This is a genomic window from Pseudarthrobacter sp. NIBRBAC000502770 (genome assembly GCF_006517815.1).
GTDB lineage: Bacteria > Actinomycetota > Actinomycetes > Actinomycetales > Micrococcaceae > Arthrobacter > Arthrobacter niigatensis.
This window is the reverse complement of the sequence record NZ_CP041198.1, coordinates 1-25,020: the sequence shown is the minus strand read 5'-3', so window position 1 is coordinate 25,020 and position 25,020 is coordinate 1. Positions and strand designations below refer to the sequence as shown.

41 protein-coding genes and 1 pseudogene are annotated in these 25,020 nt (G+C 63.2%); 36 read left to right on the top strand and 6 right to left on the bottom strand.

Annotated features, from left to right (window positions below; genetic code table 11):
- Positions 1 to 48: 48 nt before the first annotated feature.
- Together NIBR502770_RS00585 and NIBR502770_RS00580 are read right to left on the bottom strand one after the other, a co-directional pair.
- The gene (locus NIBR502770_RS00585; RefSeq protein ID WP_141158223.1) at positions 49 to 561 is read right to left on the bottom strand and encodes a glutathione peroxidase; all 513 of its coding nucleotides are present in this window, start codon (positions 559 to 561) and stop codon (positions 49 to 51) included.
- A gap of 52 nt (positions 562 to 613) precedes the next feature.
- The gene (locus NIBR502770_RS00580) at positions 614 to 2,293 is read right to left on the bottom strand and encodes a M23 family metallopeptidase (RefSeq protein WP_246857345.1); all 1,680 of its coding nucleotides are present in this window, start codon (positions 2,291 to 2,293) and stop codon (positions 614 to 616) included.
- 185 nt (positions 2,294 to 2,478) lie between these two features.
- Here NIBR502770_RS00580 and NIBR502770_RS00575 point away from each other — a divergent pair, with 185 nt between their 5' ends.
- Entirely contained in the window at positions 2,479 to 3,414 is a 936-nt protein-coding gene (locus NIBR502770_RS00575) for an oxygenase MpaB family protein (protein WP_141180689.1), read from the top strand.
- Positions 3,415 to 3,741: 327 nt separating this feature from the next.
- Here NIBR502770_RS00575 and NIBR502770_RS00570 read toward each other — a convergent pair whose 3' ends face one another.
- Both NIBR502770_RS00570 and NIBR502770_RS00565 read right to left on the bottom strand, forming a co-directional pair.
- Complete coding sequence (locus NIBR502770_RS00570; RefSeq protein ID WP_168223099.1) at positions 3,742 to 4,116, bottom strand: ImmA/IrrE family metallo-endopeptidase; 375 nt, start codon at positions 4,114 to 4,116, stop codon at positions 3,742 to 3,744.
- Positions 4,117 to 4,132: 16 nt separating this feature from the next.
- Positions 4,133 to 4,540, bottom strand: coding sequence for a helix-turn-helix transcriptional regulator (locus NIBR502770_RS00565; protein ID WP_141180687.1), 408 nt, complete (start codon positions 4,538 to 4,540; stop codon positions 4,133 to 4,135).
- 393 nt (positions 4,541 to 4,933) lie between these two features.
- On the opposite strand from NIBR502770_RS00565, the gene NIBR502770_RS00560 reads away from it, so the two are divergent.
- The 16 genes from NIBR502770_RS00560 to NIBR502770_RS00500 all read left to right on the top strand — a co-directional run bounded on the left by NIBR502770_RS00560 (position 4,934) and on the right by NIBR502770_RS00500 (position 14,708).
- Positions 4,934 to 5,152 (top strand): hypothetical protein, encoded by a 219-nt coding sequence (locus NIBR502770_RS00560; protein ID WP_141180686.1) that lies wholly within the window; start codon positions 4,934 to 4,936, stop codon positions 5,150 to 5,152.
- A complete protein-coding gene (locus tag NIBR502770_RS00555) occupies positions 5,149 to 5,379 on the top strand; it encodes a helix-turn-helix domain-containing protein (RefSeq protein WP_141180685.1) in 231 nt (76 codons plus the stop codon). Before NIBR502770_RS00560 ends, NIBR502770_RS00555 begins: the two co-directional genes overlap by 4 nt.
- An 84-nt stretch (positions 5,380 to 5,463) precedes the next feature.
- Positions 5,464 to 5,721, top strand: coding sequence for a hypothetical protein (locus NIBR502770_RS00550; RefSeq protein ID WP_141180684.1), 258 nt, complete (start codon positions 5,464 to 5,466; stop codon positions 5,719 to 5,721).
- A 193-nt stretch (positions 5,722 to 5,914) separates the two neighbouring features.
- Entirely contained in the window at positions 5,915 to 6,187 is a 273-nt protein-coding gene (locus tag NIBR502770_RS00545; RefSeq protein WP_141180683.1) for a hypothetical protein, read from the top strand.
- Positions 6,184 to 6,330: a hypothetical protein gene (locus NIBR502770_RS21080; protein WP_168223098.1), complete on the top strand. Its 147-nt coding sequence runs from the start codon at positions 6,184 to 6,186 to the stop codon at positions 6,328 to 6,330. The genes NIBR502770_RS00545 and NIBR502770_RS21080 overlap by 4 nt, the downstream gene beginning before the upstream one ends.
- A gap of 109 nt (positions 6,331 to 6,439) precedes the next feature.
- A complete protein-coding gene (locus NIBR502770_RS21630; RefSeq protein ID WP_256371923.1) occupies positions 6,440 to 6,574 on the top strand; it encodes a hypothetical protein in 135 nt (44 codons plus the stop codon).
- A 477-nt stretch (positions 6,575 to 7,051) separates the two neighbouring features.
- Entirely contained in the window at positions 7,052 to 7,873 is an 822-nt protein-coding gene (locus NIBR502770_RS00540) for a YqaJ viral recombinase family protein (protein ID WP_141180682.1), read from the top strand.
- Positions 7,870 to 8,415, top strand: a complete 546-nt coding sequence (locus tag NIBR502770_RS21075) for a hypothetical protein (RefSeq protein ID WP_168223097.1) — start codon at positions 7,870 to 7,872, stop codon at positions 8,413 to 8,415. The genes NIBR502770_RS00540 and NIBR502770_RS21075 overlap by 4 nt, the downstream gene beginning before the upstream one ends.
- The gene (locus tag NIBR502770_RS00535) at positions 8,412 to 9,626 is read left to right on the top strand and encodes an AAA family ATPase (RefSeq protein WP_168223096.1); all 1,215 of its coding nucleotides are present in this window, start codon (positions 8,412 to 8,414) and stop codon (positions 9,624 to 9,626) included. Before NIBR502770_RS21075 ends, NIBR502770_RS00535 begins: the two co-directional genes overlap by 4 nt.
- Positions 9,623 to 10,087 (top strand): single-stranded DNA-binding protein, encoded by a 465-nt coding sequence (gene ssb, locus NIBR502770_RS00530; RefSeq protein WP_141180680.1) that lies wholly within the window; start codon positions 9,623 to 9,625, stop codon positions 10,085 to 10,087. The genes NIBR502770_RS00535 and ssb overlap by 4 nt, the downstream gene beginning before the upstream one ends.
- 14 nt (positions 10,088 to 10,101) lie before the next feature.
- A complete protein-coding gene (locus NIBR502770_RS00525) occupies positions 10,102 to 10,512 on the top strand; it encodes a hypothetical protein (protein ID WP_141180679.1) in 411 nt (136 codons plus the stop codon).
- 10 nt (positions 10,513 to 10,522) lie between these two features.
- Entirely contained in the window at positions 10,523 to 10,990 is a 468-nt protein-coding gene (locus NIBR502770_RS00520; RefSeq protein WP_141180678.1) for a hypothetical protein, read from the top strand.
- Between the two features lie 105 nt (positions 10,991 to 11,095).
- Positions 11,096 to 11,413: a glutaredoxin family protein gene (locus tag NIBR502770_RS00515; protein ID WP_168223095.1), complete on the top strand. Its 318-nt coding sequence runs from the start codon at positions 11,096 to 11,098 to the stop codon at positions 11,411 to 11,413.
- Between the two features lie 230 nt (positions 11,414 to 11,643).
- The gene (dnaN, locus tag NIBR502770_RS00510; RefSeq protein WP_141180676.1) at positions 11,644 to 12,777 is read left to right on the top strand and encodes a DNA polymerase III subunit beta; all 1,134 of its coding nucleotides are present in this window, start codon (positions 11,644 to 11,646) and stop codon (positions 12,775 to 12,777) included.
- Positions 12,774 to 13,052, top strand: a complete 279-nt coding sequence (locus NIBR502770_RS00505; protein WP_141180675.1) for a hypothetical protein — start codon at positions 12,774 to 12,776, stop codon at positions 13,050 to 13,052. Before dnaN ends, NIBR502770_RS00505 begins: the two co-directional genes overlap by 4 nt.
- Before the next feature lie 96 nt (positions 13,053 to 13,148).
- A complete protein-coding gene (locus NIBR502770_RS00500) occupies positions 13,149 to 14,708 on the top strand; it encodes a DNA cytosine methyltransferase (protein WP_141180674.1) in 1,560 nt (519 codons plus the stop codon).
- A gap of 9 nt (positions 14,709 to 14,717) precedes the next feature.
- On the opposite strand, the gene NIBR502770_RS00495 is transcribed toward NIBR502770_RS00500, so the two are convergent.
- Together NIBR502770_RS00495 and NIBR502770_RS00490 are read right to left on the bottom strand one after the other, a co-directional pair.
- Positions 14,718 to 15,053 carry a hypothetical protein gene (locus tag NIBR502770_RS00495; protein ID WP_141180673.1) on the bottom strand — a complete coding sequence of 112 codons (336 nt, stop codon included), beginning with the start codon at positions 15,051 to 15,053 and terminating at the stop codon, positions 14,718 to 14,720.
- A 45-nt stretch (positions 15,054 to 15,098) separates the two neighbouring features.
- The gene (locus tag NIBR502770_RS00490) at positions 15,099 to 15,698 is read right to left on the bottom strand and encodes a hypothetical protein (protein WP_141180672.1); all 600 of its coding nucleotides are present in this window, start codon (positions 15,696 to 15,698) and stop codon (positions 15,099 to 15,101) included.
- A gap of 51 nt (positions 15,699 to 15,749) precedes the next feature.
- On the opposite strand from NIBR502770_RS00490, the gene NIBR502770_RS00485 reads away from it, so the two are divergent.
- The 19 genes and pseudogenes from NIBR502770_RS00485 (at position 15,750) to NIBR502770_RS21625 (ending at position 24,827) form a co-directional block, all read left to right on the top strand.
- The gene (locus NIBR502770_RS00485; RefSeq protein WP_141180671.1) at positions 15,750 to 16,238 is read left to right on the top strand and encodes a hypothetical protein; all 489 of its coding nucleotides are present in this window, start codon (positions 15,750 to 15,752) and stop codon (positions 16,236 to 16,238) included.
- Positions 16,239 to 16,461: 223 nt separating this feature from the next.
- Positions 16,462 to 16,833, top strand: a complete 372-nt coding sequence (locus NIBR502770_RS00480) for a hypothetical protein (protein WP_141180670.1) — start codon at positions 16,462 to 16,464, stop codon at positions 16,831 to 16,833.
- Positions 16,830 to 17,237 carry a hypothetical protein gene (locus tag NIBR502770_RS00475; protein ID WP_141180669.1) on the top strand — a complete coding sequence of 136 codons (408 nt, stop codon included), beginning with the start codon at positions 16,830 to 16,832 and terminating at the stop codon, positions 17,235 to 17,237. The genes NIBR502770_RS00480 and NIBR502770_RS00475 overlap by 4 nt, the downstream gene beginning before the upstream one ends.
- An 18-nt stretch (positions 17,238 to 17,255) precedes the next feature.
- On the top strand, positions 17,256 to 17,564 hold the full coding sequence (locus NIBR502770_RS00470) for a hypothetical protein (RefSeq protein ID WP_141180668.1): 309 nt from the start codon (positions 17,256 to 17,258) through the stop codon (positions 17,562 to 17,564).
- Positions 17,564 to 18,427 carry a hypothetical protein gene (locus tag NIBR502770_RS00465; RefSeq protein WP_141180667.1) on the top strand — a complete coding sequence of 288 codons (864 nt, stop codon included), beginning with the start codon at positions 17,564 to 17,566 and terminating at the stop codon, positions 18,425 to 18,427. Before NIBR502770_RS00470 ends, NIBR502770_RS00465 begins: the two co-directional genes overlap by 1 nt.
- A 70-nt stretch (positions 18,428 to 18,497) precedes the next feature.
- Positions 18,498 to 18,848, top strand: a complete 351-nt coding sequence (locus tag NIBR502770_RS00460; protein ID WP_141180666.1) for a hypothetical protein — start codon at positions 18,498 to 18,500, stop codon at positions 18,846 to 18,848.
- Positions 18,845 to 19,042, top strand: a complete 198-nt coding sequence (locus NIBR502770_RS00455) for a hypothetical protein (protein WP_141180665.1) — start codon at positions 18,845 to 18,847, stop codon at positions 19,040 to 19,042. The genes NIBR502770_RS00460 and NIBR502770_RS00455 overlap by 4 nt, the downstream gene beginning before the upstream one ends.
- On the top strand, positions 19,039 to 19,341 hold the full coding sequence (locus tag NIBR502770_RS21070; RefSeq protein WP_168223094.1) for a hypothetical protein: 303 nt from the start codon (positions 19,039 to 19,041) through the stop codon (positions 19,339 to 19,341). Before NIBR502770_RS00455 ends, NIBR502770_RS21070 begins: the two co-directional genes overlap by 4 nt.
- Positions 19,338 to 19,763 carry a RusA family crossover junction endodeoxyribonuclease gene (locus tag NIBR502770_RS00450; RefSeq protein ID WP_168223093.1) on the top strand — a complete coding sequence of 142 codons (426 nt, stop codon included), beginning with the start codon at positions 19,338 to 19,340 and terminating at the stop codon, positions 19,761 to 19,763. Before NIBR502770_RS21070 ends, NIBR502770_RS00450 begins: the two co-directional genes overlap by 4 nt.
- The gene (locus tag NIBR502770_RS00445) at positions 19,760 to 20,050 is read left to right on the top strand and encodes a DUF4031 domain-containing protein (RefSeq protein WP_141180663.1); all 291 of its coding nucleotides are present in this window, start codon (positions 19,760 to 19,762) and stop codon (positions 20,048 to 20,050) included. Before NIBR502770_RS00450 ends, NIBR502770_RS00445 begins: the two co-directional genes overlap by 4 nt.
- Complete coding sequence (locus NIBR502770_RS00440) at positions 20,047 to 20,229, top strand: hypothetical protein (RefSeq protein ID WP_141180662.1); 183 nt, start codon at positions 20,047 to 20,049, stop codon at positions 20,227 to 20,229. The genes NIBR502770_RS00445 and NIBR502770_RS00440 overlap by 4 nt, the downstream gene beginning before the upstream one ends.
- Positions 20,226 to 20,453 (top strand): hypothetical protein, encoded by a 228-nt coding sequence (locus tag NIBR502770_RS00435; protein WP_141180661.1) that lies wholly within the window; start codon positions 20,226 to 20,228, stop codon positions 20,451 to 20,453. The genes NIBR502770_RS00440 and NIBR502770_RS00435 overlap by 4 nt, the downstream gene beginning before the upstream one ends.
- The gene (locus tag NIBR502770_RS00430) at positions 20,450 to 20,680 is read left to right on the top strand and encodes a hypothetical protein (RefSeq protein ID WP_141180660.1); all 231 of its coding nucleotides are present in this window, start codon (positions 20,450 to 20,452) and stop codon (positions 20,678 to 20,680) included. The genes NIBR502770_RS00435 and NIBR502770_RS00430 overlap by 4 nt, the downstream gene beginning before the upstream one ends.
- Before the next feature lie 255 nt (positions 20,681 to 20,935).
- On the top strand, positions 20,936 to 21,292 hold the full coding sequence (locus NIBR502770_RS00425; protein ID WP_141180659.1) for a hypothetical protein: 357 nt from the start codon (positions 20,936 to 20,938) through the stop codon (positions 21,290 to 21,292).
- 1,091 nt (positions 21,293 to 22,383) lie between these two features.
- Positions 22,384 to 22,512 (top strand): annotated as a pseudogene (locus NIBR502770_RS21740) (HNH endonuclease); the annotation flags it as partial.
- 293 nt (positions 22,513 to 22,805) lie between these two features.
- On the top strand, positions 22,806 to 23,102 hold the full coding sequence (locus tag NIBR502770_RS00415) for a hypothetical protein (protein WP_141180657.1): 297 nt from the start codon (positions 22,806 to 22,808) through the stop codon (positions 23,100 to 23,102).
- 13 nt (positions 23,103 to 23,115) lie between these two features.
- Entirely contained in the window at positions 23,116 to 23,277 is a 162-nt protein-coding gene (locus tag NIBR502770_RS21065) for a hypothetical protein (RefSeq protein ID WP_168223092.1), read from the top strand.
- 257 nt (positions 23,278 to 23,534) lie between these two features.
- Positions 23,535 to 24,017: a hypothetical protein gene (locus tag NIBR502770_RS00410; protein ID WP_141180656.1), complete on the top strand. Its 483-nt coding sequence runs from the start codon at positions 23,535 to 23,537 to the stop codon at positions 24,015 to 24,017.
- Between the two features lie 675 nt (positions 24,018 to 24,692).
- Positions 24,693 to 24,827 (top strand): hypothetical protein, encoded by a 135-nt coding sequence (locus NIBR502770_RS21625; RefSeq protein ID WP_256371922.1) that lies wholly within the window; start codon positions 24,693 to 24,695, stop codon positions 24,825 to 24,827.
- Positions 24,828 to 25,020 lie beyond the last annotated feature (193 nt).

The window sequence follows — 25,020 nt, the reverse complement described above, 5'->3', positions numbered from 1 at the left end:
GTTAAAAGAACTGCGCTTTTGCCGGCCCGCATTCGGCCCGCTGCCCGTTTATCCCAGTGCGTGTTCGATGGCGCCCGTCACCTCTTCCGAGTCTGGTTCGACCGTAGGGGCGAACCGGGCCACCACGTCCCCCTCGCGGTTGACCAGGAACTTCTCGAAATTCCACTTCACCAGCCCCGGCAGCAGCCCGGTCTTGAACTTGGTGAGCTCTGAATAGAGCAGGTGCTGGTTGCGGCCGCGGACCTCGGCTTTGGCCGTCAGGGTGAACGTGACACCGAAATTCCGTTCGCAGAAGTCCGCGATGTCGCTGTCGGTTCCCGGCTCCTGCCCCGCGAACTGGTTGCACGGAACCCCCAGGACCTCGAACCCGCGGTCGCGGAACTTCCCGTACAGCGCTTCCAGCGCGGCGTACTGCCGCGTGAAGCCGCAGTTCGAGGCCACGTTGACCACCAAAACCACCTTCCCTTTGAACTGGCCGAAATGTGTCCTGGTGCCGTCGTTCAGGATCAGCGGGATGGGATAGAGGGGTCGCGGGCTGCGCGACAGCAGGAAATTGCTCATGCAGGGAATTCGTTGCCGGCGGCGGACCGTACGGGTCCGGAGGAGAAAATTTCTAGGGCGGGGGTGCCGTTGGGGATGGCTCGGTCACGGTGGGAGTTGGCGCCGGGGTGGGTTCCGCGGCTGGAACGGTTGGCTCGGGTTCAGGCGTGGTGGTGATGGGGGCGGGGTCAACAGGCACCGGTGCCGGGGCAGGTTCAACGGGAACCGGCACAGGAACGGGCTCAACAGCGACGGGCGCAGGGGCCGGTTCGACAGGTGCCGGCCCCACGGAGGCGGGTTCGGGCTGGACGGGCGTAGGCGACGGCGGCGGGCTTACAGGATCAGACGGCGCAGGTTCCGTCGGTGCGGGTTCCGTCGGTGCGGGTTCCGTCGGCGCGGGTTCGGGCTGGACGGGCGTAGGCGACGGCGGCGGGATTGCCGGGTCAGTCGTCGCAGGTTCCGTCGGTGCGGGTTCCGTCGGCGCGGGTTCGGGCTGGACGGGCGTAGGCGACGGCGGCGGGCTTGCCGGGTCAGTCGTCGCAGGATCAGACGGCGCAGGATCCGTCGGCGACGAGGGCGACGTGGGCGACGGTGAAGGTTTTGTCGGGTCAGTCGTCGCAGGATCCGTAGGCGACGGCGGCGGGCTTGCCGGATCGGACGGCGGCGGCGCGGCACTGCCCGCCGGTTCCGCAGTTGGCGGGGCCGTCGTCGTCAATTGCACGTCGGGTGGCGGCAGCACAACGCCCGTCGGTTGGGACGGCGACGGCGACGGCCCCGGCCCCGGGACCGGGAGCGGCGGGAAGGGCGAAGCCTGCAGGCCGGCTGCGGGGAGTCCATCACCCGGATCGACCTGGAGGGGAATGGTCCAGCTGATCCGGCCGCCGGACAACCCCGTGCCCGGCGCATAGGAAACCATGTCAGCCGGGAAGGACTGGTTCACCGCCCGGAGCTGGAGGAATGTCCATCTCAGGGGGTTGGTGTAACGGCCGTTCAGGACGGCTTCAAAATGCAGGTGGCAGCCCGTGGACCATCCGGTGGTGCCTACGCGGGCGATCACCTGCCCCACCCGTACCTGGTCGCCGGTGTGTACGCCGATCGATTCCAGATGGTTGTAGGTAGTCATGAGCCCGTCGCCGTGGTCAATCTCTATCCGGTTGCCGCCTCCCCAGGGGTGCCAGCCGGCTGCCCGCACGACGCCGGAATCAGCTGCGTAAACCGGTGTCCCGCACGGCGCTGCGTAATCCTGTCCCAGGTGGAAGTCCCCCGCCGACCCACTGATCGGGCTCACCCGGAAACCGAACGGCGAACTCGGATACAGGAGTTGCAGGGGTGCCATCAGGAATCCGGCCAACGGCCTGCCCGCGCCCGCAGGGCCAACAGTCAGGGCGGCCGCTGTACCCTGGTCGGCGCCGCCGATTGCCGTGCGCGGGAACGCCAACGTGGCCTGGGGACTGGAAAGGATGGCGGCAGGATGGGGCGCGGCACCCACATGGTCTGCCGTGGACGAAGCAGGTGCGCTGTCCGGTTCGTGGCCGCTTATGGTTCCAAAAATTCCGTCCATGGCAGCCGCACCGGGGGTGGTCCCTGCTTCGGAAACCGACCGCGCAAACTGCGGCCGCTCCCCGGAGCCGGCGGAAAGGTTTACGGCATAAACGGATGCCGCCAGGACACCGGCAGCGGCGACGGCACGGGCCACCGGGGGAAGGCTGCGCTGGTCCGGCTTGCGGTTGCCGGGCACGGAATTCTTGCCCAATTCACTGACTCCAGGACGTGGCCTGCCGCGCGTTGTCGCGACGGTATGTCCCATGGGACCACAGGACCGCGGGGGTGGAAACCCCAAAGCCGGACTATGCGGGTTTTTTGTGGGCCGTTAGGGGGTGGGAGGCCGCGCTTCACCACCGGAGCGGCCGTGCCGCCGGAAATGGGCAACAATGTCTCATGCGCAATGTCCTTCGTACATGGCAGGACGAGATCAAAAAGACGTTCTCCGGCAGGGCCGACGCCCCGCCGGACTGGACGCTGAAGCTGGCCGAAGGGGACGACCCCGGCTACCACCTGCCCGGATCCGCCGTTTGGGCGGTGCACGGCTCCATGACGCCCATCGTGGGTGGCATCCGCACGCTGCTGATGCAGTCGCTGCATCCGGGCGCGCTGGCGGGGGTCCACGAGCACTCCAACTTCCGCGACGATCCCCTGCGCCGGCTGGCCAACACCATCCGCTGGATCTTCACGGTGACCTATGGGTCCACGGCGGCCGCGGAGGAGGCAACCCGGCGTGTCCGCCGCCTGCATGAGCCCGTCCAAGGCAACTACCAGGACAACGACGGCGGTGTACGCCCCTACAGTGCGAACGATCCCGGACTGGCCGGTTGGATCCATCTGGCCTTTACCGATGGCTTCCTCGCAGCCCACAAGATCTGGGGCAAGCCCATCCCGGGCGGCACGGACGCGTACGTCCGGCAGTGGGCCCAGGCCGGGACGCTGATGGGAGTGGAAGACCCGCCGCTGACGGAAGCACAGCTGCACGGCCAGCTGGAACGGTGGAACGCAGGGGGCGAACTGCGCGCGGACGCCCGGGTCAAGGAAACTGTGGAGTTCATCCGCAATGCGCCGCTGCATCCCCTGCTGAAGCCCGGCTACCGGATCCTGTTTGCTGGTGCCGTGTACAGCCTGGAACCCCGGTACCGGGACATGCTGGGACTTTCGGTTCCACGGCTGGGCCCGTTTCCACTGCCGGTCCGGCTGGCAACCAAAGCCGTGCTCGTCGTCGTCCATTTTGCTTTGGGCGGCCCGCTGAGGCGGAGGGGTCCCAGCGAAACGGCAGCGAGGAAGCGTCTGAGGCGGCTGGGGGAACCGTTGGCAGACGTGGCCTGATCCCCCATTTTCGGGGGCCTGCACGCTCCGCATAAAGCAAGAACCCGGCCCCGGGTTATCGGGACCGGGTTCTTGACCGGCGGAGAATGGGGGATTTGAACCCCCAAACCACTTCGCTAGATGTAGGCAAAAACCGCGGAATCACGCGGAAGTTGACCCTACTCCACCTATCAGCAGATAGCGCTTCCTGACCCTATTCGTTGACGGCGTCAACATCGAAAATCGACCCAAGTAACAAAGAGGCCCCTCTCCGACACATTTCGGAGAGGGGCCTTCTTTTGCGTTCTAAGCGACTCGACCCGACATCGATCCCCCATGCCCTACGGTTTACGCAACGCGGCGCAGAGCGGCTGCCCGAAGGGCGCTGAGCTGGGACCTGGTCAGCAGCTGCAAGTACGTCTCCAGGACGTCCGGCATGACCTCGAGCGCGGCCGCTACTCCGGAGCTCGATTGCTCAACGGAAGCGACCGAGAGCAGGTCGTCAAAGTCGATCAGTCGGTACGCTGCCCAGCGATTCGCCAGAGTCTCTTGCTTGCCCGTCACGCCAGTATGTCCGTAGTGCGCATGTCCTAACTCGTGCATCAGGGTGCAGCGAAGTTGGATTGGACCAAGGCCCGGTCGAAGAGTGATTAGCCGGCGCCTGTAATCGTAGGCGCCCCACCATCCATGCGGCGTAACCGCCGTCCGAACCCGAATGCCCATCAGTTGGGCGAGAGTTCTAGGGTTCGTGTGGAAGCTCGTCGTGTCCAATATTCTTGTCCCCCTCATGTGCCGCCAGATCATAAGCATCCTGGTCTGACATTTTGGAGTAGTCCGGATCCTGCTCGGCGCTCGCGCCCATCGAGATGTGATTGTGTGCAGGTCGAGCCTGCGGATTGTCGATACGTCGAGCGAGCTCTTCCAGAAGCTGCTGAGTCGTCATCTCCTGCACGCCGATCTTCACCTCGTGAAGGTCCGCTTCTTCGTCGGTGATCAAATCCGCCTGAGCGAGCGCCATGAGAACGTTCTGGTTGAACGCCCGGGCGAACTGCACGACGAACTTCGGGTCTGCGTTCGCGCCGTTCTTCCAACGAGTCATTGCCGACTGATCGAACCCTGCCCGATCGGCAACTTCTTTCGCGGTCATACCTTCCGTGACCCTAAGAACGTACTCATACCATCGCGTCTGCGCTTGCTTCTGTTGTCTATTAGGCACCTGTAAAACGTAGTTGCGCATGCGCAATCCGTCAATGTAGAAGTCCCAGTCCTCATCTCCCAGGCGCTACCTCACGAAACGGTCAGATGGCGGCGCCGCAAGTAGTCCGACACGCCCTCCTGAGTACCGCTGAAAAAATTTCCAAGTACCGGAAATCCGCGAGATTCCGGGCGAGTTGGGCATTAACAAGTCCTCATTGTTAATTAACAACCCAAGTACAACTTGTGCTTGCGCAAGTACCTAGTTACAGTGATGTCATTAGCAATTGGGGGTTGCACAAGACCTAATTGCGGCACAGCAATCCATCCCAGAAGGTCTCTCAAAATGGCACGTCTCACCATCAACCAAGAAACGCTCGAGCGTCTCCGCGCCGGGCAGCCCTGGGGGGTATTCGCGGAACAGATCGGCGTCGACAGCGGGACTCTTTCCCGAATCCGACACGGCCTTTCCCAGCCCGGGCCCAGCTTCATCGCAAATGCCGTCACCCGGCTCCCCGTTCGTATGGACGACCTAGTGACAGTGGTGGAAGACGACGCGGCATGACCGCCGAATCCGAAACCCTGACGGCGGCCGAGGTCGCCAACAAGCTCAAAGTATCCGTCGAAACCGTCTACCGCATGTGCAAGGCCGGCAAGTGGCCCGCCACAAAGGTAGGCCGCCTCTACCGCTTCACCCCTGAGCAGTACCAACGCATTATCGAACCACCTGCAGCGCCGCAGAAGCCACGCACTCAGCGTCGAAACATCGACCGACTCCTGCGCTCCGCCTAGTCAGGCGTCCGCCCCGTTCGGGCACCCCTTCCTTTCTTGACCCCTCCCTTCCGTGTTCCTTGCGGAAAGTAAGGACTCATTGTCATGCCCAAAAACAACCGCAACTACCTCGGCGAGCTCGCCGCCTACAACCAGAAGAACGGCATCACCGCCACCTTCTCCGAGATGAAAAAAACCGCCAGGCGGATCGAGAAGCTCGATGCCGAGCGTGCCGAGCCGATCGACCTGAACGCGTACTTCCTCGACTACCAAGACCCGACGGGCGAAGAAGCCGCTGAGAACGTGGACGGCGAGCGCGAACACCATGCAAGTGTCCGACGCCGGCTGGCGGTGGCCGCATGATCGACCGCACCGTGCACCAAGCCGTCAAAGGCGGCGCCAGGACGGTCCCGGTCGCGGATAAGCCGCGACCCAAGACCATCCGCGGGAACGTTGCACTTACGCCGGCCGAGCTCGCGCTGGCCCTCGACATGGCCCGCAGCGACCGCCTGGAGCAAGAGCTCCACGACTATGCCTGCCGGAAGAGGTCTAGGCCATGACCCGCGCCGCTGTCCTGGATACGCGGGAAGAGTGGCTGGAAGACGCAGTCGCCACCATTCACGCGCTGGCGCACTCACAAGGTTCGGTGACCGCGGACGATCTACACCGCGAAATGCGCGAACCCCCACATAGCAACCTGCCCGGCATCGCATTCACCATCGCAACCAACCGCGGCTACATCCACTCCATCGGGCGCAAACGGTCGTCCACCAAATCACGCAAGGGCGCCCGGATCGACATCTGGGCCGCCGTCAAGGAGGAATCATGATCCAACTCCAGAGCTTCGGAATCCTGTTGTGCGTCGTCCTCGCCGCATGGTTCCTGGCAGCAATCCCGGCCGCGAGGCTGCATGACAAGCACCTGCTGCACAAGCCGGGCGAATGCCCCGACGGTGCTTGCGACGAGCAATGAACCCGGACTGGCTTTTGGAAGAACCTGACGACATTGATCACGACGAACTGGCCGACTTGGCCGACACCCGCGCCGAAGACGACGCGGATGGATACCGCAAGGGGGAGCAATGAAAAACAACCGACCAGAAGCTTGGCACGCCCAAGTTCTGCATGACGAGATCGAGCAACTGACGGTCGCCGTCCGGATGGTTGAGTTTGCAGCCGGCCGCCAGGCTGCCCACGAAGGTCAGGTGGCGGCATGATCCGCTGGTTCCGACGCCGAAGCCCACAGCATCGCGCTGAACTAAGGCCCCCTATTGGCGAAGTTCTGGTGATGAGCGCATGGGGTCTTGACGAGGGCCAGTGGCGCTCACTGTCTGACTTCGAACGGGCCGAGTGCCGCCGCAACATCACCGCAGCGCCCCGATTCCAGGGCCCTGTAGCCCACTAACCGAGAGGGGGCATTGGTGCTCCTTGATGACGAAGGCAGGCGGCACAACTACGTCGGGACTGGCAGCGAGTCCTTCTGGTCACGCCGCACGAACACTTACCCCGGCTGCACTTGCCCGCCCTGGCGCTACAACCCGCGCTACCCAAAACCGACAAACCCCGAATGCGCCATGCATGGAGAACCCAATGAGCCAAACGTCCCAGCCGCCGCGCCGTGATCTTTACGAGATCGAGCAAGAAACCAAAGCCGCCCCCGAGCGGCTTTTTTCATCCCCAGACAAGGACGAGGAATGACCCTTCACCTTTTCAAAGACCTCGAACAAGGCACAGACGAATGGCTGGCCGCACGGTGCGGGATCGTCACGGCCTCAGTCGTCGGTCAACTCGTCACCTCGCGCCAGCCGTCAGCGATAGAAACTGACTGCCCGGACTGTGGCGCCGCAGCTGCAGACCCGTGCACCGGGAAGCGTTCGCCCGGCCCATTGAAGACCCTCCACTCAGCCCGTGCAGCAGCGGCCCGTGAGATGGATCGCGTGATCACCGCAGACAACAGCAGCGAGACCGCCCGCGGTCTCACCATGACGCTGGCAGCCGAACGGATCACCGGTCACGTTGATCCAGTGCCGACATCGCGGGCCATGGAGCGGGGAACCATGGACGAGCCCTACGCGAGAGACGCGTACTCCGAGCATCACGCGCCCGTCACCGAACTGGGATTCATGGTCCGGCAATTCGACGGATTCAAGATCGGATACTCGCCCGACGGGCTGGTCGGTGAAGACGGACTGATCGAGATCAAGAGCAGGGCCCAGAAGGCTCAGCTAAAGACCGTCCTCGCAGATGAAGTCCCTGCCGAGAACATGGCCCAACTTCAAACCGGGCTGCTTGTCTCCGGCCGTGCATGGATCGACTACACCAGCTACTGCGGCGGCATGCGGCTCTGGACTAAGCGCGTATACCCAGACCCCGCCTGGCAAACGGCAATCATCGATGCCGTCGAGCAGTTCGAGAAGACAGCTTCCGAAATGGTGAGCACCTACCTCGAAGTCACCGACGGCCTGCCCGAAACCGAGCGCATCGACCACTACCTCGAACTGGAGTTGAAGCTTTGAAAATCACAGCCGAACCCCGCTCAGACCAATGGAATGCCGACGATTTCACCGGCGGCCCGCGAACATTCACCATCGCAGGAGTGAAGCCCGGGGCGGCCGAGCAGAAGTACGACATCGAGCTTGTGGAAGGCGAAGGCCGTGTCTGGCGTCCGCCGCTCGGCATGCTGCGCGTCCTGATGAACGCGTGGGGCGACGAAGCAGAGGTGTGGGTTGGCCGGAGGGTCACGCTCTTCAAGGATGCAACAGTCAGATTCGGCAAGGAAGTTCCCGGCGGAATCCGGATCTCTCACCTGTCCAACCTCGGCAACAAGCCGTTGAACGTGCCCATCACAGTCGCCCGAGGCACTCGCCGGACTTACACCGTCCATCCCCTCCTGGATGCCATTCAGGCCGCAACCCCAATCATCCCGGACGACGTCAGAGCCAACACGGAAAAGGCAGTCACCGAGGGCACTATCGACCAGTACATCGCATGGCTGGCCGAGAAGAACGCACCCGAACACATCATCGACTACGTCAGCGAACGGAAACCATCAGCATGAGCAGGATCATCAGACTCGAATCCACGAACTACAAGCGGCTGAAGGCGGTGAAGGTCGAGCCGGATCCGGACGGCAATCTAGTTATCGTGGCTGGCAAGAATGGCCAAGGCAAGACGTCCATTCTGGACAGCATCACGGCCGCACTCGGTGGTGTGAACGCGAAGACCACGCCGAAGCCAATCCGCGACGGCGAAGACCGCGCCGAGATCATCCTCGAGACTGAGGACCTGATCGTCACGCGCCGCTTCACCCCATCGGGCTCAACCCTCACGGTCAAGTCCCCGGATGGCGCCGTGTATCCCAAGGGCCAGGCGAAGCTCGATGACCTGCTGGGCAAACTCTCCCTCGACCCGCTTGCCTTTACGCAGCTGGACGACAGGGCCCAGCTGAAGACGCTGCTCGCACTGGTCGACCTCCCATTCGATCCCGTGGAGCTCGACGCCGAGCGAGCCGACATCTTCGCCGACCGCACGGCCGTGAACCGGGACTTGAAGAATGCCAAGGCGGCTCTCGACGCCATCCCCGTCACCAAGGAAATGGCAGACCTCGAACCGGTCAGCGTTACGGAGCTGCTCGCCGAGTACCGGGCCGGGCAGGAGGTGAACGCGCAGCGAACCAACGTGATCCGTGTCCGAAACGAAGCAGCGGATGCCGTCCGGCTGCTGAAGCTACAACTCGCCGCGGCAGAGGAACGATTCGCCGAAGCCGTGCAGATGCTCGAAGCTGAGCCGGCCCCGGTCGACGTGGACGCCATCCAGGCAAAGATCGACGGCGCCGAAGAGATCAATGAAGACGTGCGCGCATTCGAGCGCTGGAAGCATGCGAGCGACAACGTGTCCGGACTGCAGAGCGAGGCAGCCGAACTGAGCTCGAAGCTGGACGCGATCGACAAGCAGAAGGCTGAAGGGCTCGCGGCGGCGAAATTCCCTGTCGAGGGGCTTGGCTTTGACGAGTCCGGGGTGACCTACAACGGCGTGCCGTTCAAGCAGGCATCCAGCGCCGAGCAGCTGCGCGTCTCGCTGGCAATGGCAATCGCGCTGAACCCCAAGCTCCGCGTCATCCGCATCGCTGACGGCTCGTTGCTCGACTCCGACAACCTGGCGCTCGTCGAATCGGTGGCCCGTGAGAACGACTTCCAAGTCTGGATCGAGATGGTCGGCGACGCGGACGGCCGCGGGATTGTGATCGAGGACGGAGGCATCAAGGCATGAGCGGCGAAACCTACGTGACCATCATCGGCAAGGTCCACGAGGATCCGGGCCTGAAGTTCAATGATGGCGGCGGCGCTGTCGCCCGCCTGGTGGTCGTCACCAACCCCCGCAAGTTCAACCGGCAGACGAACGAGTGGGAGAACAAGCCCGGCAAGTTCTGGGACTGCAGGGCATGGAACCAGGGCAAGATGCTGCTCGCCGAGAACGTCGCCAACCACCTGAAGAAGGGTGACAACGTCATCCTCTACGGCGAGATCGAAACGAACGCCTGGGAAGACTCGGAGGGCAAGAAGCGCCGTTCGGACCAGCTCCGGATCGAGTCCATCGGCAAAGACTTCCGCTGGCACCAAGCACCCGCCAACGACGTGCCGGCCGCTGCAGCCGATCAAGGCTGGGGCGGCGGCGACCCGGCAGCCACCGGACAAGGTGGCTGGGGCAACCCCGGCGGCCAAACCTACTAACCAAGGAGCTACACATGAAAGACGTCCTCAAAGTCATTGCCGCGGTACTCGCCGCAATCCTCCTTATCGCGCTCATCTGGTGGGCGGTCTGGGCAATCAGTGTCGCCACATCCGGGCCCAAAGGTCAGGGTGACGCGGTCAAGATCAACAACAGCGCCCAGAACTGGACCGAGAAGCAGCAGAAGTTCGAGAAACTCAACGCCGCCGTGAACACCAACAAGCAGCTGGTCACCATGCACGCGGCGCGAGTCGCAACTGATCCCACCGACAAGACAGCATCCCAGATCCTCGCCGGAGTCCAGAGCGAGTGCATCGCCTCCGTGGAGGCCTACAACGCAGAGTCCCGCAAGATCCTGTCCAAGGACTGGAAGAGCCCGGACCTGCCCTACGAACTGACCACCGCCGGCTGCACCACCACCAAGTAAGGAACCCACAATGAAGACCACCCACAAGATCGCCGCCGCCCTGACCGCTGCCGCCCTCGCCCTGGGCGCCACCGCCTGCACCGCCGAATCCGAACTGGACAAGCGCAAAGCCGCCCAGGGTTCCTCGCAGATCGTGAACTCGCTCGAAAAGCAGAACCTCGAGAAGAAGCGCGACAAGGAAGAGGACCCCAACACAATCCGGTACGTCTACGTGCTGAGCTACGCCAACATCATCGGCTTCTACACGGCCAAGGGAAAGGTAAGCTCCAGCGGATCTCAGGTCGGCCCGGAGCAAGAGGTAGTCAAGCACTACGGCAGCTACTACACCCTGGACTCAGCAAAGGATGACGGTACCTACGGCGCCGGTGACCCTGGCATCTTCTTCTTCACGACCGACGGCACCATGGTGGAAACCAGCCTCGACTACATCGTGTCCGATCAGCCCCTGCCGATCGACGTGCCGCGCTTCTCCAAGTAACCGCGCACCAACCCAAATCGAAGCCGCCAGTGAGCGGCTTTTTTCATGCCCGCGGCGCCCGGACCTCCCCCGGCCGGGCGCCGCGCCCACACACGAAAGAAGCACATGAGCACCGCCATCGAAGAAGCCACAGACCTCACCCAGCGCATCCAGGCGCGCGACGGTGTCGCCGTCGTCATCTACACCAAGAATGAATGCTTCGGCTGCACCAAGACCAAGGAAAAGCTGGACGAGAAGAACATTCACTACACCGCCGTCAACGTCGAGGAAGACGCCACCGCCTACTGGTACGTCACGGAGCACCTCGGCTTCCGGCAGATGCCCGTCGTCGAAGTTTCCACGATCGAAGGCAACGTCATCTGGTCAGGCCTACAACCGACGAAGATCCGGGAGCACATCACGCACCGGGCGGACGCCGCCTAGTGGACCCGTGCTGCTTCCTCTGCAAGGGAGCGCACGGCATCTGCCTCTCCCGCGGCCAATGCGAACATCACAAACTCGCGCAGGCCCAGGACGAAGCAGACTCACGCGCCCGCCGCACCCACCGCGACCCGACGGCCGAACAAGCCATACGGAACGCCACACGCTCCCCCAAACCAAAAACCAAGGCCGCCCCCAAGCGGCCTTTTTCGTACCCAAAGGAGAACTAAGCAATGAGCACCCAGCAGGCAATCACGGCCCCGGCAAAGGACTGGATCGCGGCCCTCAACCGTGTCGCCCCCGCACTGGCGGGCAAGAAGCCCCTGCCCGTTCTTTACGGCGTCCACATCGATCCCTCAGCCGGCGTCCTGTCCGCCTTTGACTACGACACCTCGTGCGTGACCACCGTTGCCGAGGCCGAGGGTGAAGGCACCCCGTTTCTCGTCACCTACCGGTGGCTCATCGATGCAATCCGCACCACGACGGGCAAGACAAAAGCCGCGCCGGTCACTGTCGCTATCGAGGGTGAGAAGGTCACTGTCTCTGCCTGCGGATACGAGCTCCACGCCCAGGCGCTGCCCGTCGCCGAATACCCGGAGATCCCTGACCTCGCCCCCAGCGAGTACATCTCGGTCCCGGCCGCCGATTTCAGGGCAGCCCTGCGACGCGTCTCCATCGCCGCATCCAAGGACGACACGCTGCCCATCCTCACGGCGGTCCGGATAGCCATCGGAGACGGCGCCATGGAGCTTCTCGCCACCGACCGCTACCGGCTGGCCGAGGACCACGTCCAAGGGCAAGGCGAAGGCAGCGCAGACTTCCTGCTGAACTACCGGACCATCAAAGCCCTCGACCGCTTCCTCACCGGCGATGATGTCGTCATCGGACTGCGTGACCGTCGCATCACCATCAAGACCGAGCACGCCACCTTCACTTCGATGAGCGTTGACGGCGACTACCCCAAGATCAAGTCGCTGTTCCCCGCTGATGTCACCGCCTCGTTCGAAGTTGACCGGGCTGTACTTCTTGAGTCCGCCAAGGTCGCGGAGCGGATGAATGAACGATTCTCGCCCTGCTTCGTCCGCATGTTCGACGGCGGCGCCGAAGTGACTTTCGACTACGGACTATTCGGGCCCTCGAAGGCCCCAGTGGCCTGGGGCGGAGTCGTCGCTGGCCTGAAGGACGACATAAAGTTCGCGCTCAGTCCGCGCTACCTGGTGGAGACCTTGCAGCAGCTGCCTGGCGACAAGGTCAGGATCTCCTACACCAGCGCACCGAAGCCCTTCCTCTTCTCACCTGGCGGCCTCGAGACGAACGATCCCAAGTCGTCAAAGCACCTGATCATGCCCGTTCGGATGCCGTCATGACTCGCCCCAAGCCGGCCCCCACAGCAACCCACACGTTCCGCGCTGTCTGGCCCGTGGTTGATGGCGCCGGAACTGCGCAGACCGACCAAGAGCTGATCCTCCAAGCCATCGGGGACCTGCCCGACGTAGCTCACCGCCACCAAGCCCGCATAGTCGGCCCGCCCCGCGCCTGCATAGCAGACGGCCGCCGCGTCCCGGGATCCGGCGGCGCCCGCACTGTCGTCATCATCGAAGCGCCCGCCGTCGCAGCAGCCGCCCGTGGATACCACCACTGACCGGCAGATCCCGGTGCTCGAGGGCCAACTCAGCATCTACGACGTCCTCGAGCAGCCAGAGCCAGACGTAACCCAACTAGAAGGAGACACCCCAGCATGAGCTTGACCATGACCGACATGTTTTGCGGCGCCGGCGGATCCAGCACCGGAGCGACGATGCTCCCCGGAATCAGCGTGAAGACCGCACTGAACCACTGGGACAAGGCACTGGAATCGCACAACGCGAACCACCCAGACACCATCCACGTCCAAGCCGATATCAAGGAGACGGACCCGCGCTACATCGGCAACTCCGATATCCTCTGGGCCTCGCCGGAGTGCACCAACCACTCGGTAGCAAAGGGCCGGAAGCGCGTCACTGCCCAAGCGGACCTGTTCGGCGACACACTGCCCGACGAAGCCGCCGACAGGTCCCGCGCCACCATGTGGGACGTGCCCCGGTTCGCCGAGGTCCACCACTACCGCGCCATCATCACCGAGAACGTCGTCGACGCCGCCAAGTGGGTCATGTTCGAAGCCTGGCTGATGGCCATGAAGTCCCTCGGCTACGAGCACCGCATCCAGTACCTCAACAGCATGCATGCCCAGCACGGCGGCCTGCCCGCGCCGCAGTCCCGCGACCGCATGTACGTCCTCTTCTGGAAGAAGGGCAACAAGGCACCCGACGTCGAGAAGTACTTCCGACCAAAGGCCTACTGCTCCAGCTGCAACGAGGTGGTAGACGCCATGCAGGTCTTCAAGAAAGTCAACGAGCCGTGGGGCCGATACCGAGCCCAGTACCTCTACCGCTGCCCCAAGGTCAGCTGCAAGAACCAGATCGTCGAGCCCGGTTGGCTGCCAGCCTCGCACGCTATCGACTGGTCGCTCCGCGGTGAGCGCATCGGCGACCGGCAGCGGCCGCTGGCACCGAAGACGATGGCTAGGATCATCGCGGGCCTCGCCAAGTACGGGCAGGAGCCGGTCAGCATCGACTCCGTGCGTGGCTCGCAGATCCTGTCCGCCGTCAACCACGAGCCGTTCCAGACGCAGACGACCGCCTACACGCGGTCACTGCTCGTCCCGGTAGAGGGGCGCGACGGCAAGCAGACGCAACTCTCCGGCGAGCCCATGCGGACGCAGACCACGCGCAACGAGACGGGCCTGCTGGTGCCGGCCCTGCTCATGCGGAACAACTCCAGCCGCGGATCGGGCGCCGAGATGTCGACCCCGGTTCACGAGGAAAGGCGCACCCTCACCACCGCTGGCCACCAGTCCCTCATCACGCAGCCAGGACACCACATGCTGATGGAGTACTACGGCAACGGGCAGATGCACCCGACGTCGAAGGCCATCCCGACCATCACTACGCACGACCGCTTCGCCATGATCACGACCCTCCGCGGGCAGAACGCGCCGAAAGACGTCGGGCAGCCGCTCGACACCTTCGCCGCCAACGGCCTGCACCACGGCCTCGCTGAGTGGAAGGTCCCCGACATCGACGACTGCGAGTTCCGGATGCTGGAGCCCCACGAGATCAAAGCGGGCATGGCCTTCCCGAAGGAATACATCATGCTCGGCAACAAGCGGGAGCAGGTCAAGATGGCCGGCAATGCCGTCACTCCCCCGGCCGCCCGTGACCTCGTCGCCTGCATGGCCGAGACACTGCAGGCGGCGTGAGTTAGTTGGCTACGACTCGACATCTGCCGGTTGTTCGACCGGTTCATCTTCCCGGGCGAACATCCCAGCAAATAGGAGGACCAGCACAACGAGGAGTAACAGCACACTGAACGCAATAAAGGGGCTAAGGAACCCAAGTTCCGTCCGTAAGACGACGATGGCGAGGCAGCAGCCCAGGGAAAAAAGATTGAGGACAACCGCAGTTTCCCGCCACTTCCTGACCCATTGGCGCACCTTCGGGCGCGGAATAAGAACAGGTGAAAGCCGGTCCTCCAGTGCGAGGAACACCAAGAGTGCCGGAATTACTTGGGCAAGCAAGCCTGCCGCATTTACATCGATAGTCATGGGCGGAGCATATATCCGGCCGCTGACACTCCAGGCGTACTGAGGCTAATTACTCCCGCGAGGAATGTCATACGTCGTCAGAGCATCCTTTAGAGCGTTGTCCGCCTCCAGGAGCAGTTCAGCGCTGTCCTTTCTAACGGTCTTATCTTTCGACACGGACCCAGGCAAGGCCACCGTTGCCTTCGTGATGACATTCGCGACTCTGTCGAGGATGTCGTCAGTTTGCGGGGCTTCCTCCCGAACGGCTTCCTTGTATTTCTTGGCCAGATGAGAGAGTTCACCTGGCCAGTGGATGAGGATATGGGCGACCGAAACCGCTTCCTCGCGAGACATCTGCAGTCGTGCAACTGCAGCTCTCATGGGGATCATGTAGGTGCCGGCGTCGAATTTCGCATACGGTTCGTGCCGCCTCATGGCCCATTCGAGGCCCTCAATCGCCGCCACGCAATCCCCCAGGGCAGCCGCCTCGATCGTCTGCTCGACTCCGCGCTGCGCTTGTCCGTTCGTCATGCGGACGACCAGGTATGCGACGCCGGCGCTGAGAATCGCGGCGACCAACGCCCCGATCACACCGCTCCAAAACCCAAGCCACGTGCCGCAAGTAATTGAGAAGAAGTTGCCACAAACAAAGAAATCATCATTCACCCCCGGATCATACAAGCCACCCATCATCCGAACGCAAAGAAAGGAGGCTCAATGGCCAGGCAGTACGGACAGATCAAGGTGAGCATCTGGGTCGACGATGACTTCCTTGACCTGTCGCCCATGGCCCAATGGCTATTCATCCACCTGAGCACGCACGCCGACCTAAGTCACTGCGGAGTCGTCGACTGGCGCCTCAAACGCATCGTCCCGAAGGCCAGCGGGCTCACCCTGGACGTCTTGGAGTCGGCAGCGCAGGAGCTCCTCGAGAACGTCTACATCGTGGCGGACGAGGACACAGAAGAGGTCCTCGTCCGCTCGTTCATGCGCAGCGACGGGCTCCTGAAGCAGCGGAACATGGGCGCGGCCGTGGCCAAGGCTTACGCCTCGGTCGCGTCTAGAACGATCCGCGGCGTCGTCGTCCACGAACTCCACCGGCTGCAGGCTGAGAACCCGGAATGGACCAGCTGGGGAGCTTTGAAGGATGCCATGGCGGGACGGTCCATAAACCCTCGTGAAATGGTTTCCCCGGCCGATGCATAAACCCATCCGGAAAGGGTTCGGTAAAGGGTTCCAATGGGCATCCAGAAAGGCTTTATCGAAGGGGTCTTGAAAGGCATCGGTAACACCTGCACCTAACACCTACACCTTCACACCTACACCTAATCCCACCCAAGTTTCGTACTTAACCTCACCAGAAGCCGCAGAAATCGGCACCGGCCGAGCGGCGAAAGCAAGCGACGTCTGGATGGATGAAAGGAGAAATTTGATCACCGAAAAGCAAGCCAAGATGATCGCCCACGTCCTTCACGAGATCCGCCCGGCATGGGGCATCGAAGGAAGCATCAAAGTCTTCGAACGGCACAAGGACCACACGGCACCGTTCGCTGACATCCTGGCCGCCGCCGTGACCGCGGCACGCGACCCATCCACCCAGACACCCGGACGGATCTTCGAGGTCCGGCTCCACTGGCCACCATCCATCCGGGCCCAACTGCCCAAGCCGCCGCCATGCGAAGACCACATCGGCAAGGACGCTCACACCTGCTCCAGCTGCTGGGCAGACGTCAAGGCCGGGATCCGACCGGCCGAAATGATCGGCAAGCATCACACCCCCGCCGATGAGAATCTCGGATGACTCTTCGGCTCGCGCGCAGCAGGCACGACCTCCCACTGCTCTGGGACGGCGTACCAGTCACGTGGGACGCGTGGAGCGACTACCGGTCAACGCTCCCGCTCCACGTGCCAGCGGACAAGATGGCCTGCCACGAGTGCGGCGCCGTCGACGAGTCCCTCATTGCCTGGGGGATCCGGCCGCCAGCCGAGTCCACCTTCACCACCACGACAACCAAGACGACCCGGAGCGGCCACAAGTACGAGGCCCAGGTCGAAGTGCCCGCGTATCCGGTCCACGACATCTACGCCGCCCGCTGCCGGCACTGCGGCCACGACGTCGTAACCGACACCCGCACCAACGAGACATGGGACCTCGATGAAACCGACTACGGCCCCGAAGGGTCCACCGGCGACACCCTCTTCTGACTTGAAAGCGAGAACGACATGCAGACCGAACTAACGCAAGGAACTCCCGTCCGGTACTGGCCCGGTTTCCGGGATGGCGCATCCAAACTTGGACGCCTCCGCTCCGGCCTGGCCACCATCGGCGGCACGCCCGGCTACTACGTGACCGGCGCGGGCTTCATCAGCGGTGGGCACATCGAGCCCCTACCCCTCAACGATGGCGTCATTGAAGTAGCGACTGGCCGTGAAGCGCTGGAAGTCTGCGGATGGGAAGGCGTTACCGACGTCGTAGTCACCGACAATGCCGAACGCATCAAACTCGAAAAGCTCATGAGGGGGCTGCGCTGATGACCGCCGCCCATACCGCCTCGAGCATGACGGAGCTGCTGCGCCAGCACTACAACCCGGACGGCCGCGCCATGGGGCACCTGTTCATGCCTGAGATCGGAGCGCCAGGCGGCCGCCGGCGGGCGGACCTGCTCGTTGCGCCAATCTCCATCGCCGGAGCGAAGGAGAACACCCTGATCGGGCATGAGATCAAGGTGACCCGGTCGGACGTCATGGCCGAACTCGCCGACCCGACGAAGGCGGATCCTTGGCTGCGATACTGCACGCGCTGGTATCTCGTCGTCTCTGACCCCGCACTCGTCGAAGGACTCACGATCCCCGACTTATGGGGAGTCATGGCCCCGCCGTCAGGCAGGCGAACCCGCTCAATGACAATCCTGCGTGAAGCCCCGAAGCTCACCCCTGACGGCGAAATGTCCCCCGCGCTTTCTCGGCTGGCGGCCTACATGGTGAATCGGCTCGAGCACGTCGTCAAAACCGCCGAGTGGGACCGCGACGCATGGAAGAGCCGAGCCGAACGCGCAGAGCAGCGTGAGCAGGAACTTCGCCTCAACGGGTCAGGTGGGCACGTTAGTCCTCACACGAAACGCATCAACACGATCGTGAACCTGATCGAAAAGGGCAAGCACGATTACAGATCAAACCTGCCCTACCTCATTGACGAAGACGTGACCGAGCAAGACATCGCCGAGGGCATCCTCGATCTCGCCCGCAGCCGATCCCTGGCACGGCAGGTGAGGCGAGACATCGACGGCACGATCCGGGAAGTCGAGCGAGCACTCAACCCATTCGCTCACCTCACAAAGCAGCTGCACGCCGTCAAGGCCAAAGCCGCGGACATCGACGAGCGGAAGGCATCATGACGCCACCATCCCAGCACAACAACCACGAAGCCGTCCCAACCGGGGCGGCTTCTTCCATTCGGGAGAGCAGGTGAGCCTGCCAACCATCCGAGTCTCGATCGACTGCGGATCCTGCGGGGATTCGCTGGAGCACGACTGCGACCAGTACGTCTGCCGCGACTGCGGCCTCTGCTGGGCAACAAACGACGTTTTCGATGACAGCCCGGCCACCTACCTCGATGAGGAAGCCCAGCCATGCAGCGCCCCGTCGAAGGACACCGAAACCGTGCAGGTCAAGCCATTCAGGACCGTGAACGGCGTGGTCGAAGTCTGGCGCACATGGCGGCACGTCTACGCGCCATGCGCCCTTCCCGCCGGCCACATGTCCGACCACGAGTTCCCGCTCAGCACCACCTATACAGACCACGAGGAGAAGCCATGAAATTCAAGATCGGCGACCATGTCCGGATCATCGCCCGCCGGTGCCGTCAGTTCGATGACGTCGGCGCCATCGTGGACGTCGTTGACGGCGCGCACCACCCGTTCCGCGTCCAAATCCAAGACCAGCACCCGCTCTGGTTCGGCCCGCACGAGCTTGTCCTCGCCGAAGCTCCCGCGCCGGCGGTGACCCAATGATTCGCAAAGAGCGCAAGGCATGCTGGATCTACACATGCCCGACCTGCGACGTCACGGCCACGGGCCCTGACCAGTGGACGGTCTACGAGTTCCAGTGGCACCACGTACGCAGCCTCGCCCACGCCTTCAAGGTCATCGGACAGGCATTCCAGCCCGTGGTGGACGCCTATGCGGCCGCCGCCAGGTCGATTATCGGCACCACGGAGCAGTTCCAGAAGGACTACGCGCTTCTGCCACCGCCGAACCTCCCGCACGATCCATCCATGCTGCGGGACCGCCGGAAGTGGGGAGGAAAGTGATCCACACGTTCGTCCCAGGCACGGCCGTCCCGCAAGGATCCGTCGACGTCTACCGCGGCCGCATCGTCGGCGTGAAAGCACCTCTCAAGACGTGGCGCACCGACGTCCGTGCGGCAACCCTCGCCCGGCACAGTGGGGAACCGCTCGACGGGCCCATCGCCGTCAGCCTCGTATTCCAGATCGTCCCGCCGCAGCGGCCACGCTGGTGGGCGCCGGCCGTCAAGCCCGACCTCGACAAGCTCATCCGCGCCGTCCTCGACTCGCTATCGACCACCAAGAACCGCAAGACGAAAGCCGTCGTCAAAGGCGTCATCACCGACGACGCGCGCATCGTGTCCATCACCGCCACCAAGACCTACCACGGCAACCCCGGCGTCCTGATCACCATCAACCCGGCACAGAACCCCAAGGAGAACCCATGACCGTCTACGTCGATGACGCCTACATTCCGGCCGCGGTCCGATCCGGCCCGCTGACCCACGACACATGCTGGTGCCACCTCACTGCCGACAGCACCGAGGAACTGGTGGCCTTCGCCACGAGTATCGGCCTGCAAGCCAAGTACATCCAGTACCCCGGCACGTGGAAGGAACACTTCGACGTCACCGAACCAAAGCGGCGTCAGGCGGTAGCCAAGGGGGCCGTGGAAGTCTCGGCTCGTGACCGCGTGATGCAGATGGCCGAACGTCGCATGCGAGCCACCGAATGAGCGACCAGGTCAACGTCCAGCGCAAAGCCGAGGACCCCAAGGCGGGCATGACCGTCGGTGAGCTCTACGCCTTCGCCCAAGCCGCCCTCGCCTACGACATCGACCCGCGCACCCCGGTCAAGATCACCGCCGGCTGGCGGCAACAAGTCCAGATCATCACTACGAGGGGGAGGCCTTGACCGCGCGACGTAAGCCAGGCGGCCACCCGGCCAAGCAGGATCCGGACGTCGCCAAGCTCTTCCGGACCATGCGCGCCACGGTCGAGCTCGTAAAGGACCTCAAGGGCAAGGTCAGCGATGAAGCAGACGTGAACCTCCGGGCAGCCGCGCTGGGCATGATGCACACCTACGCGGAATTGGCCGGCCTGCCCGCACCCACCGAAATCCTAGGAGGTACCAAGTGACGTCATTCTTCGGCCAGGAAGGCCTCATAGTCATCGAACCAGCACCGCCGAGACCGCTCCGCAACTTCGCGTACAGGGTCTACGACAAGGGCATCGAACACGAGGTCAGCGCCAACGACATCTACTTCTACGACGCCGGCCGAGTCGGCTTCTGGAACGACGACCCAGAGCGCCCTGGCGAACGAATCCTCGTGCTCGCCACCAAAGCATTCAGCATCAGGAGTTGATCAACAGATGAGCATCGAATGCACCACCGACGACTGCCGAAACCAGACTCACACCTACCTCTGCGGCCGCTGCGTAAGCGACCTGCAAGCGTGGATCGACATGGTCCCAGCCTTGATTACCGCGCTCAACGTCACCATCGCGAAGCTCGACAACGTCCGGCCAGCAGGCGGTGGCGGCGGAGGTGGCGGCCACAAGCTGGCAGCGATGCGCCGATCAACCTCGACGCGCTCCAGCTGCAAGAGAACCTCCGCAGCGTGCACCGCACCCTCGCATCGGAGCACGCCAAGGATCCTCACGCGGCAGGCGTGGCCTGGCTAATTCAGGACTGGGTTACGAAGGCCGAACGCATGGTCAGCGGGCCCGACGAGCCGCCGGTAAACCACCATGAAAACCGCGAGCGCGTCAAAGGCATCGCGCCTGCCATGCCCACCCGCCAACTCGTGCCTTGGCTTCGGCAGAACGCGAAGGTCGTCGTAACGAGCATGGACATCCGCAACTGGGTCAGACGCGGCAAGCTACGGGCCGCCGAGGAAGCACCCCAGCCGACCTACCACCCCCACGAGGTGCTCGACGCATGGTACGAAACACGCCGCGCCGAAACACGCACCTGACCTCGGTCAACACGTGCTAAAGTGTGTCACGCGGGACGTTCGACGTCCCCAAAACAAGCCGCGCCTCACAGTAGGGCGGCTTTTTTCGTGCCCTGGCTAGGGGTCCGGCACGACGGGAAGCGCCCGTAATAGCGCCGGGCTGAGGTTTACTGGTTCCTCACCGGGTTCGAGTCCCGGCAGCCGCGATGTGGCCCGTCAACGTCGGTTCTCCGGGCCACACCAAACCTCACCAACTCTTGGAATGATGCACATGCTGATTCCAGAACAAAGACCAGTCGCGCGCGTTGAACGCAGCAAAATCTGGCTCTTTCGAGTCTCGAGTCGGATCACCCTGTGACATCCAGACCCCATCCCGCTTAGCATATTGGTCCAGTATTCACGCTGGGCTAGGGCAACACTCTGCACAAGTTCTTCATCCATCCTTCAATTGTCTCAGCCCCGCAATCCGGCTATCTGAGGAGGCAGCATGCGCCTGTACGTGCGCTCTGCGCAGCCCTCGAAGCATACGCAGCCGCTATGAACGAGCCGGCAGAGCACCATCCAGAAGGTGCCGGCGAAGCCCGAAGCGAGTTCGCCCACGACTTCACATCCCAACCCGAGATGCACAGCGGATACCCTGCCCGTTCCATCGATGACGATGACAGCGGCAGCTACAGGTTCATTCCCTCGGAGAGGGAGCGTTCCGAGTGCCAATCCTCGGAGCGCGACTTCGGGCCGCTACAAGGCCGACCGCAACCCATCGGCTTCACCCGGAATGGAGAGTAGACCATGCGAAACGCAGTCATCCGTAAGAAGCGCCTCAAGGTAGAGCGCACACTCGAAGACTTCCTGCGCATGCCGCAACGCATCATGGTCCCCACATCGAGATCCATACCGACCCACAGTGGGACCCGGCTGAGGTCGCCGACAGCATCGGTAGGACCATGCGCAATCAGGCAGCCGTATTCGGCTCTGATGGCCACCTCACGCACTGGCACATCCCAGTGGAGAAGGTACGCAAGCGTGCGCTATACCTAGCCAGGCAGCAAGCATAGACCGCTGCCCGTACTGCAAGGTCAAGCTGACTATGACGTGACCCGAACACAAGAAGTGCCGAGCCTGACCACGTGTTCGCGCACGCCAACGGAGGCGAAGACAAGCTCGAAAACCTTCGAGTCTGCTGTCGCAAGTGCAACCAGTCCAGGGCGACCGACCAGCACCCAAGACATCAACCGTCCTGAAGGCGAAACGCTCAAAACGAGCCGTCGCTGGTAGTCCACAAGCTGTGGAAACCCCAAATACGAATACTCGTATCCCGAAACCCCGTCGCGGAAAGGGTAGGGGGAGCACCCCTCCCCACCGCCGGCGCCTCGCCCCGGGCATAGCGAAAAAATCTCCCCCCGAGCTCGCCCACCAGGGCGGCCGGTGGTGCTTCACCCTCCGCCGAGCCGAATGCCGTTCGCGCTACTGCCCAAGGAGCTCCAAATGATCCTGCCCAAGACGATGGCCGCTGATGCTCTGGTGACTGCGATTGATGGCGGCCGGGTTGTTGTGTTCGCCGGCTCTCGGCGTCACGGCGATCAGGAAGGATCTGCTGCGCGCGTACCCGGAGCTTGCCGATGTCGCGGAGATTCGGCGGCCCAACGGCGACCAGTCCTTCACCTTCCCAGGCGGCGGCACTGTTGAGTTCCGCGACGTCGGCCGAACGGTCGAGTACCGCGGCGCATGCGTGGACCGCATCTACGTGCCGATCGGAACCAGCCAGGACATTCTCATGGAGATTCGCCCGGCGCTTGCAACCAGCCCGGACGGCACGCTGACCGGATACTGATCGGAGGTCCGCCATGGATGTTCCTGCTGGCCTTGGCGAGCGCGGGCTCGCTGTATGGGAAGCGATGTCGGGCACTGATGTTCCCCGCAACGCGCTGGTGCTTGAGGCTGCCCGCCTGGCTGACCGTCTGGACGAGCTCGACAACATCATTCAGGGCAAGGGCGTCCTGAACTGATGCAGTTCCGAGTGCTCGACCTGAATCGGGGACGACGGCGAGCTGGACATCAACGTCGAGGTGAAGTTTCAGAGCGTCTTTTCTGAGGCCCGTCAGCAGGCGATCGCATTCTCGACCATCTCTCGAAGCTTGCCCTGTGGAGTCTGCCGCGAAGGCGCATGCTGCTCCGGCTGCCGTTCCGACGGCGGCCAATGTCACCCCGCTGGATCGGATCAAGGCACGGGGTTTGAAGAAGGCCTGAGCGGTGGTGGTGCGGGTTGATCGGTTCACAGGATGCCCGCTTCTACATCACGCCGACTCCCCGCGGATACTCGTGCGATCACGCTGAGGCTGCGATCGACCTTGCCGAGAGCTACGGGCTGACTCTTGACGAGTGGCAGGCGAAGGTTGTCCGGGCTTGGTTTGAGGACGACGACCACGGGCAAATGGTGCGCTGGCACGTGGGGCATCTCAGTTCCTCGTCAGAACGGCAGAACGGCGCGCTGGAGGCCGTCGAGCTGTACCTGATGTCGTCCTTGGCTGAAGTCCTGCACACATCGCACCTGCTGCCGTCGGCGCGGAAGGCGTTCAAGCGCCTGATGTCGTTCTTCGGCAACAAGGTCGATGACCCGAACGCGCGCTTCCCAGAGCTGAACGCCATGGTCGTTGAGATCCGCAAGACGAACGGCCAGGAAGCGATCGTCCTGAACAACGGGCATGATCGAACTGGGCGCCCGTACCGGTGGCGCCGGCCGCGGTAGCTCGTTCGACGTCCTCGTGGTCGATGAGGCGCAGGAGTACGAAGAGGACGAGCAGGAAGCGCTGAAGCCGACTATTCGGCGGCTCCCGGCGGCGACCCGGTGACGATCTTCATGGGCACTCCACCGCGTGATCTGTCGAGCGCGGCGAGCCGTTCGTGCGCGTGCGGAACAAGCAGTGACGGGAAAGAACAAGCGCGCAGCATGGGTCGAGCACTCGGCCAGCGGCGCGTCGACAAGATGACGACACCGAGTTGGCGGTCTTCGTACGCGACCTTTCACAACGCTGCTGCCGCTAACCCTGCGCTGGGCATCCGCATCTCTCTGGAGACGATCCCGGACGAGTCAACGAGTTTCCCCGCGGTCCTACGCGCGCGAGCGGCTGAATATGTGGCCCTCCCGTCTGAGGCTGGCAAAAAGGCGTTCACGAAGTGGGATGCTCTGGCGATCGATGACCCGGATCCTGAATGGCAGGTCGCCGCGTACGGCGTTGACATGAACCCGGAGCGCACGAAGGTATCCATCGGCGTTTCAACGTTCGCGAGGGTGAGAGCATCACCTCGAGCTCGCAGCTGATGCGCGTTCGACGAGCGTGGCACGTCGGCTCTGGTCGAGTGGCTGTGGCAGCGCGCCAGCGCGCATCCCGTCGTCATCGACGCTCTTTCGCCCTGCCGCGACTTGCTGGAGCCACTCCTGAAAGCCAAGAAGATGAAGGTGTTCATCCTCGAAGCCAAGGATACCCAGGCGTGCGCACTGCTGCACGAGGCCGTCGAGAAGCACCCGTCCATCACCCTTCGGGCAGGAACACCTTGACGCGTCGGTCAAGCACACGTGCAGGACCCGATCAAGAACCGACCCGGCTCGTTCAGTGGAACCGCGACAGCCTCGACGCTGACCTTGGCCCCATCGTTGCCGTGACCTGCGCCTTTTTGGGTGCCAAGAAGTTTGCCCGCCGCATCGTCAGTCTTCTCCGAAGAGCGCGGCGCGATCGTTTTCTAGGAGGTGG